The organism is Bacillus sp. z50, from assembly GCF_058313585.1.
On the sequence record NZ_JBZFQL010000010.1, the window covers coordinates 56,501 to 62,500 of the forward strand.

The following is a 6,000-nucleotide window of genomic DNA, read 5'->3' on the forward strand; positions in this document are numbered from 1 at the left end:
CAGAATTAAATAAGAAGACGAGTATATTCTAAATAAAGTGGCTCGAAAAGAGACCCTGATAGCACATATCGATCCGATTAACACCTCCTTATATACGATATTTTATAACTTCTCCTTACATTTCCCATTTATCCCATGGCATGAGTCTATGCCATCCATCAAACAATAGAGTATATCTTAACTAAGTTCTATTGATGATTATATTTTGATTTAGAGGTGGTTTAATGAATACAGTTGTAAATCTTGCTGCTTTTCGTAAAGAAAAGCGGTTGAAATATGAGCGTGAGATACTGAAGGATTTTTCGCTTGAACTTTTAGGGAGGCAATATCGCCATCTTGCTAAAGGGTTAAAATGCTTTCCGGGATACTCGATTGAGCCTGCTGAAGAGCATTGCTATGATATTGCAGTGGAGGGATTCCTTCTAGGTGGATATTATAGTAAGTTTAATCGGTATGGAGAGTCGCCAGAGCGGATAAAAGAGAGAGCAAAAAAAGAAATTGATATGCTCTCACAGCAATTGTTTTACTACCTTTATCAATCGGAGGAAAATGGCTCTCCCTTTATACAAGAAACATTGCGCGGTTTGACGGATGAATATGTAACGGCATGGTGGATGGAAGGATACGCAAAAGGAATTAATCGCTATAAAATGAGGATGAAATAGATCTAGCTTGTTCTATCTAAACTCCTTGTCCCATAAGATATAGTAATAGTGGATTATGGGGTAAAGGGGATAAGATATGAATGTTCATAAGAAGGTTCTCACGACCTGTTTTGTGGTTGGGGTAGTTCTTCTGTTTTTAATGATGTCATACAGGATGAACCAGCGTGTATCATTTCAGCAGTGGAATCTGCCCTTGGCTGGAAAAGTTATTGTCATTGACCCGGGACATGGAGGGATAGATGGCGGGGCGACCTTTAATGGTGTAATCGAGAAAAATGTAACATTGCCAATTTCGTTAAGACTAAGGGATTACCTGCAGGAACAAGGTGCCCTTGTTTTAATGACAAGAGAAAAAGATGTAGATCTTGCTGGTTCTGACTCCAGGAGTATACGGGAAAGGAAGCGGACGGATTTAATTACACGAACTAAATTTATAAACAATTCTGAGGCGGATTTGTATATTAGCGTGCATGCCAATGCCTTTCCACAGGTAAATTCGAAGGGAGCCCAAACATTTTATTCACCTAAGTTTTCTGAAAATAAGCAAGCAGCTAAATTGGTCCAAGCGGAGTTTATTCGTAATTTAAAAAATACGAAAAGGCATGCCAAACCAATGGAAAGTGTATATTTAGTCAAGCATGCGAATAAACCGGGAGTTCTGGTAGAAGTAGGCTTTCTTTCAAATGATGAAGAAAGACGCAATTTACAAAACAAAGTGTATCAGGATGATATCGCACTCTCAATCTATACGGGAGTGATTAGATATTTTTTAAAGGAACATGAAGAAGATTGAAAATACAGAATCAATTTAGCAAATGATACCTATTGAATATGTTATACTAATAGCGGTTACAAATACATACAAGGTAGGTGTCGTTCGTGCTTACAGAAGCAAAGGTACGGGAATTACTTGTAGAATTAAAAGATCCATTTTTAAATAAAACCCTTAAAGAAACAAACGGTATTATAGAGATAAAGATTAAAGAGGAAAAGCGGCATGTGAGCGTGAAAATTGCCATTGCTAAAACAGGTACGGCTGAACAGCTGCAAATCCAACAAGTGGTTGTAAATACATTAAAGGAGGCTGGGGCGGATACAGTTGGCATTCGTTTTGCTGACTTGCCAGAGGATGCCTTGGCTAAATTCCGTGAGTCTTTGCCGAAAGAAGAAAAAGGATTACTCGATAGTGACACTACCTTTATTGCAATTGCGAGTGGAAAAGGGGGAGTCGGCAAATCTACAGTCTCTGTAAATCTGGCAGTGGCTTTGGCGCGCCTTGGTAAAAAGGTTGGCCTGGTGGATGCTGATATTTATGGTTTTAGTGTTCCGGATATGATGGGGATTGATAAGCGTCCAACTGTTAAAGAGGAACGTATATACCCAGTTGATCGTTTCGGTGTAAAAGTGATCTCTATGGGGATGTTCGTTGAGGATAATGCACCAATTATATGGAGAGGTCCGATGCTTGGAAAGATGCTGAATAACTTTTTCCAGGAAGTAGAGTGGGGAGATTTGGATTATTTGTTGCTTGACCTTCCTCCTGGAACTGGAGATGTAGCCTTGGATGTTCATTCCATGCTGCCAACCTGTAAAGAAATCATCGTTACCACTCCGCACCCTACAGCTGCGTTTGTTGCTGCTAGAGCGGGTGCTATGGCAATTCGCACAGAGCATGAGGTAATTGGTGTTGTTGAAAACATGTCTTACTTTGAGAGTAAAACAACCGGCGAAAGAGAATACGTCTTCGGTAAAGGTGGCGGAGAAAAGCTAGCGGAAGAGCTTAATACAGAATTATTAGGCAAACTTCCTCTTGGACAGCCTGATTGGAATGATGAGGAGTTTGCGCCATCAATCTACGCAGAAGATCACCCGACCGGAAGGATGTTTACAGATATAGCTGAGAAAGTAACTGAAATGGTTAATAAATGATAAGTAAACGCCTCCGTTGAATGGAGGCGTTTTATTTATGTTTGATTTTCTTTCTTATTGTTTGAACTATTCTCTTTAGATTTTTCATCAGCCGCTTTTAGTAGGATATCTTCTATCTTTGCCTTATAGAGCGGGCTATCAATGACCTCTGTTAAGACGGATTGAAGCTCTTTGCGATAGTCCTTACCTTGCATAATTTCTGTGAATTCTTTTCTCATATCCGAATCCTTTAGGACATTTGTTAATAATGCCATATATTCCGGATCAGTCATTAAATCTTTAAGAATCTGTTTATGAGAGGATTCCAGTCCATTTGCAAGAGATTTTACAAACTTCGGATCCTTGAATGCATTCTCCCAGAACTTTTTTTCTTTGTCAGAAGTTAATACTGTCTCAATGGTATTTGAAATATCCTCCTGATTCATAATTAATTCGGTTTTAACTGATTCATCTTGAAGGATATCCTCTATTGCTTTCTTTCCTTCATCTGATTTTAAGACATCTACAATGATTTTTTTAGTTTCACTATAGTTTTCTTCGCTTGATTCTGTATTCGTTTCACTGCAGCTGGTTAAAGTGAACAGGCATAAGATAAGACCAAGAGCACACTTGAATATAGTAGTCATCTATTGAATCCTCCTCTAATAAATCTACATTGATAATATGAATCGAGAATAAAAAAATATACGTGTTTAAATGAATTAATAGATTTTCATGACAACGGTTGGTACAATTTAGTAGAACATACATAGAGGGTGGGGAAAAATGAGCAGTCGATATTGGGTGAAGCTATTTATGAATACCTTGCTGATAGGTGGTGTTACAGCGGGGGTCGTTGGTTTATTTGCAAAATGGAATGAGTTTTCACTTAAGACACCAGTTGAATTACTAGTTGGCTTTTTGTGGATGGCTGGAGTTGGGTTAATATTCAGTGTTATTAGCCAGATGTGTTTTTTTGCGTATTTAACCGTTCATAGACTGGGAATGGAAATGTTTAGATCTGTTTTTGTCTGGCATGCCATTCAATTGGTGCTTACTGTATTTGTATTAGTTGACCTAGCTTATTTACGGTTTGTGTTTTTTGGAAATAAAACAGAAGGTGCCTTTTCATATATATGGTACCCTATCTTAATTTTAGTAGTAGCGTTAATAGTAGGTGTGCTGAAAGTTAAACAAACAAATAAAAGTGCCTTTATACCTACCTTGTTTTTTATGGTTGTAGTAACAGTAATAGAATGGTTCCCGGTGCTTAGGGTAAATGATGAAAGTTATATGTATTTCATGTTAATCCCTTTGCTTATCTGTAACACTTATCAGCTGTTGATTTTGCCAAAATACCATGAGAAATCAAAAGAAGCTGCGAAGGAACGTATGAAACGCACGCAGCAAAAAGCCGCACACTCGTAAAGAAGTGCGGCTTTTTTAGTTTAATTGAAGAGTCTCCCTAATCATTAAATGACTACTGTTTACCATATAGGGTATCCTGCTAATTTCATGGCTGGTTGATTTAGAGTTGGATATCATTTCAGAGACAGAGAGTAGTTTCAGATTTTTATTAGTCAATTCCTCTTTAATGAGGGGGATCGCTTTAGCGGTTTGTATGGCGGCATCAGAAGCGTGAAGTAAGATGATATCCCCTTTTTTGGCCTGAGCGACATTCTGGGCAATAATCTTTGTCCCTGGGTTTTTCCAATCCATAGAATTGACACTCCAATGAACCATTGTAAGGTTCGACTTCTCGGCAATTTTTAATACTCGTCTATCTACATCCCCAGTAGGAGTCCGTAATAGGAGCGGCTTTTCGATTCCAGCTTTTCGGAAGGCTTCAAGCCCTCTAGATATATCATTTTGGATGCCAGGCTCTTCAAGCTCCGTGTAATCGATATAGGAATATCCTAGAAGGCCAATCTCGTAGCCCTGTTCTTTAATCATCTTAACAATATGGGGATGCCGTTCAACCCAAGAGCCTGCTAAGAAAAACGTGGCAGCATGAATTTTTTCCTGTTTTAAAGCTTTTAGAATATCCTCAGCCTTTTCATCGCCCCAGCCGATATTAAAGGTCAAAGCTACTCCTTTTTCTCCTTTGTATATAATCTTGGGTTTCCCATTGATTGAGAAAGAGGGTGAGACTGCGAGGAATTCCACATAAAAAAATAGGGCTGTGAAGAATGTAATAATTAGTAATAATATTAGCTGCTTTCCTCTGCGTGCATTTGTTACATAAAAAAAGGGCATGTTATTCACCTCATCTAATTAATCAGCTTTTAATGTAATGTATTTGCTGGGTGGGACAAATATTACAGTTAAAAAAATAGCTTGTATAAAATTTAAAGGAATGATGTAACATATCCCTGTTGATCATTAGGTAGGAGGGATATCGTGCTGGGGGTTTTACTGACGGAAAAAGAAGGTATGGAATTAGAGTTTTTAATTAAGAGAGAAATGGATGAAATTCGTACGGATGAAAGAATAAAAATCCATCATCCAATTGTTCAAAGAGCAATTGAAGAAAGATATAAGCTTTTGTTAAAACTCCTAATTAGAATTGCTCCGAAAAGCGAGTATTTAAGGTATTTGAATACACCTATAAAAACAGAAAATAATTTTGATAAAAAGTGTTGACTTGGAATTTAAATGCTGATATATTTATATACGTTGTCACGAACGAAGTCGAAACGAAAGAAATCGACTAAAAAAACTTTTAAAAAAGTTGTTGACAACAAAAAGCGAATTTGATAATATATAAAAGTCGCTGAAACAAGCAACACAGATTGTTCTTTGAAAACTAAACAAAACGAAACGCCAAGCAAGTCTAAAAAACAAGAGATTTTTAAAATCTCGTCAATTTGCTTTAAAATTTAGCTAGATCAAACATCTTTCGGAGAGTTTGATCCTGGCTCAGGACGAACGCTGGCGGCGTGCCTAATACATGCAAGTCGAGCGAATCTGAGGGAGCTTGCTCCCAACGATTAGCGGCGGACGGGTGAGTAACACGTGGGCAACCTGCCCCTAAGATTGGGATAACTCCGGGAAACCGGTGCTAATACCGAATAGTTTCTCTTCTCACATGAGGAGAGAAGGAAAGTTGGCTTCGGCTAACACTTAGGGATGGGCCCGCGGCGCATTAGCTAGTTGGTGAGGTAACGGCTCACCAAGGCAACGATGCGTAGCCGACCTGAGAGGGTGATCGGCCACACTGGGACTGAGACACGGCCCAGACTCCTACGGGAGGCAGCAGTAGGGAATCTTCCGCAATGGACGAAAGTCTGACGGAGCAACGCCGCGTGAGCGAAGAAGGCCTTCGGGTCGTAAAGCTCTGTTGTCAGGGAAGAACAAGTACCGTTCGAATAGGGCGGTACCTTGACGGTACCTGACCAGAAAGCCACGGCTAACTACGTGCCAGCAG

Annotated in this window: 7 protein-coding genes and 1 rRNA gene (1 of these 8 running past the window's edge); 6 read left to right on the forward strand and 2 right to left on the reverse strand. The window is 39.1% G+C overall.

Features of this window, described 5'->3' with window-relative positions:
- Window positions 1-224: 224 nt before the first annotated feature.
- The 3 genes from AC4G3N_RS18690 (at window position 225) to AC4G3N_RS18700 (ending at window position 2,594) form a co-directional block, all read left to right on the forward strand.
- Window positions 225-665 carry a DUF2521 family protein gene (locus AC4G3N_RS18690; protein WP_066102892.1) on the forward strand — a complete coding sequence of 147 codons (441 nt, stop codon included), beginning with the start codon at window positions 225-227 and terminating at the stop codon, window positions 663-665.
- Window positions 666-741: 76 nt separating this feature from the next.
- Complete coding sequence (gene cwlD / locus AC4G3N_RS18695; protein WP_066102889.1) at window positions 742-1,458, forward strand: N-acetylmuramoyl-L-alanine amidase CwlD; 717 nt, start codon at window positions 742-744, stop codon at window positions 1,456-1,458.
- A gap of 86 nt (window positions 1,459-1,544) precedes the next feature.
- Window positions 1,545-2,594 (forward strand): Mrp/NBP35 family ATP-binding protein, encoded by a 1,050-nt coding sequence (locus AC4G3N_RS18700; protein ID WP_491090971.1) that lies wholly within the window; start codon window positions 1,545-1,547, stop codon window positions 2,592-2,594.
- Window positions 2,595-2,629: 35 nt separating this feature from the next.
- On the opposite strand, the gene gerD is transcribed toward AC4G3N_RS18700, so the two are convergent.
- On the reverse strand, window positions 2,630-3,220 hold the full coding sequence (gene gerD, locus AC4G3N_RS18705) for a spore germination lipoprotein GerD (protein ID WP_066102883.1): 591 nt from the start codon (window positions 3,218-3,220) through the stop codon (window positions 2,630-2,632).
- Between the two features lie 139 nt (window positions 3,221-3,359).
- Here gerD and AC4G3N_RS18710 point away from each other — a divergent pair, with 139 nt between their 5' ends.
- A complete protein-coding gene (locus AC4G3N_RS18710; RefSeq protein ID WP_066102880.1) occupies window positions 3,360-4,001 on the forward strand; it encodes a KinB-signaling pathway activation protein in 642 nt (213 codons plus the stop codon).
- 15 nt (window positions 4,002-4,016) lie between these two features.
- On the opposite strand, the gene AC4G3N_RS18715 is transcribed toward AC4G3N_RS18710, so the two are convergent.
- On the reverse strand, window positions 4,017-4,829 hold the full coding sequence (locus AC4G3N_RS18715; protein WP_491090974.1) for a polysaccharide deacetylase family protein: 813 nt from the start codon (window positions 4,827-4,829) through the stop codon (window positions 4,017-4,019).
- Window positions 4,830-4,973: 144 nt separating this feature from the next.
- Here AC4G3N_RS18715 and AC4G3N_RS18720 point away from each other — a divergent pair, with 144 nt between their 5' ends.
- Complete coding sequence (locus AC4G3N_RS18720) at window positions 4,974-5,216, forward strand: hypothetical protein (RefSeq protein ID WP_066102874.1); 243 nt, start codon at window positions 4,974-4,976, stop codon at window positions 5,214-5,216.
- Between the two features lie 253 nt (window positions 5,217-5,469).
- Window positions 5,470-6,000, forward strand: a 16S ribosomal RNA gene (locus AC4G3N_RS18725) (it continues 1,022 nt past the right edge of the window).

Coding starts and splice junctions, on each gene's coding strand:
- gerD (WP_066102883.1), bottom strand. CDS start 3,220: ATGACTACTATATTCAAGTGTGCTCTTGGTCTTATCTTATGCCTGTTC.
- cwlD (WP_066102889.1), top strand. CDS start 742: ATGAATGTTCATAAGAAGGTTCTCACGACCTGTTTTGTGGTTGGGGTA.
- AC4G3N_RS18710 (WP_066102880.1), top strand. CDS start 3,360: ATGAGCAGTCGATATTGGGTGAAGCTATTTATGAATACCTTGCTGATA.
- AC4G3N_RS18690 (WP_066102892.1), top strand. CDS start 225: ATGAATACAGTTGTAAATCTTGCTGCTTTTCGTAAAGAAAAGCGGTTG.
- AC4G3N_RS18715 (WP_491090974.1), bottom strand. CDS start 4,829: ATGCCCTTTTTTTATGTAACAAATGCACGCAGAGGAAAGCAGCTAATA.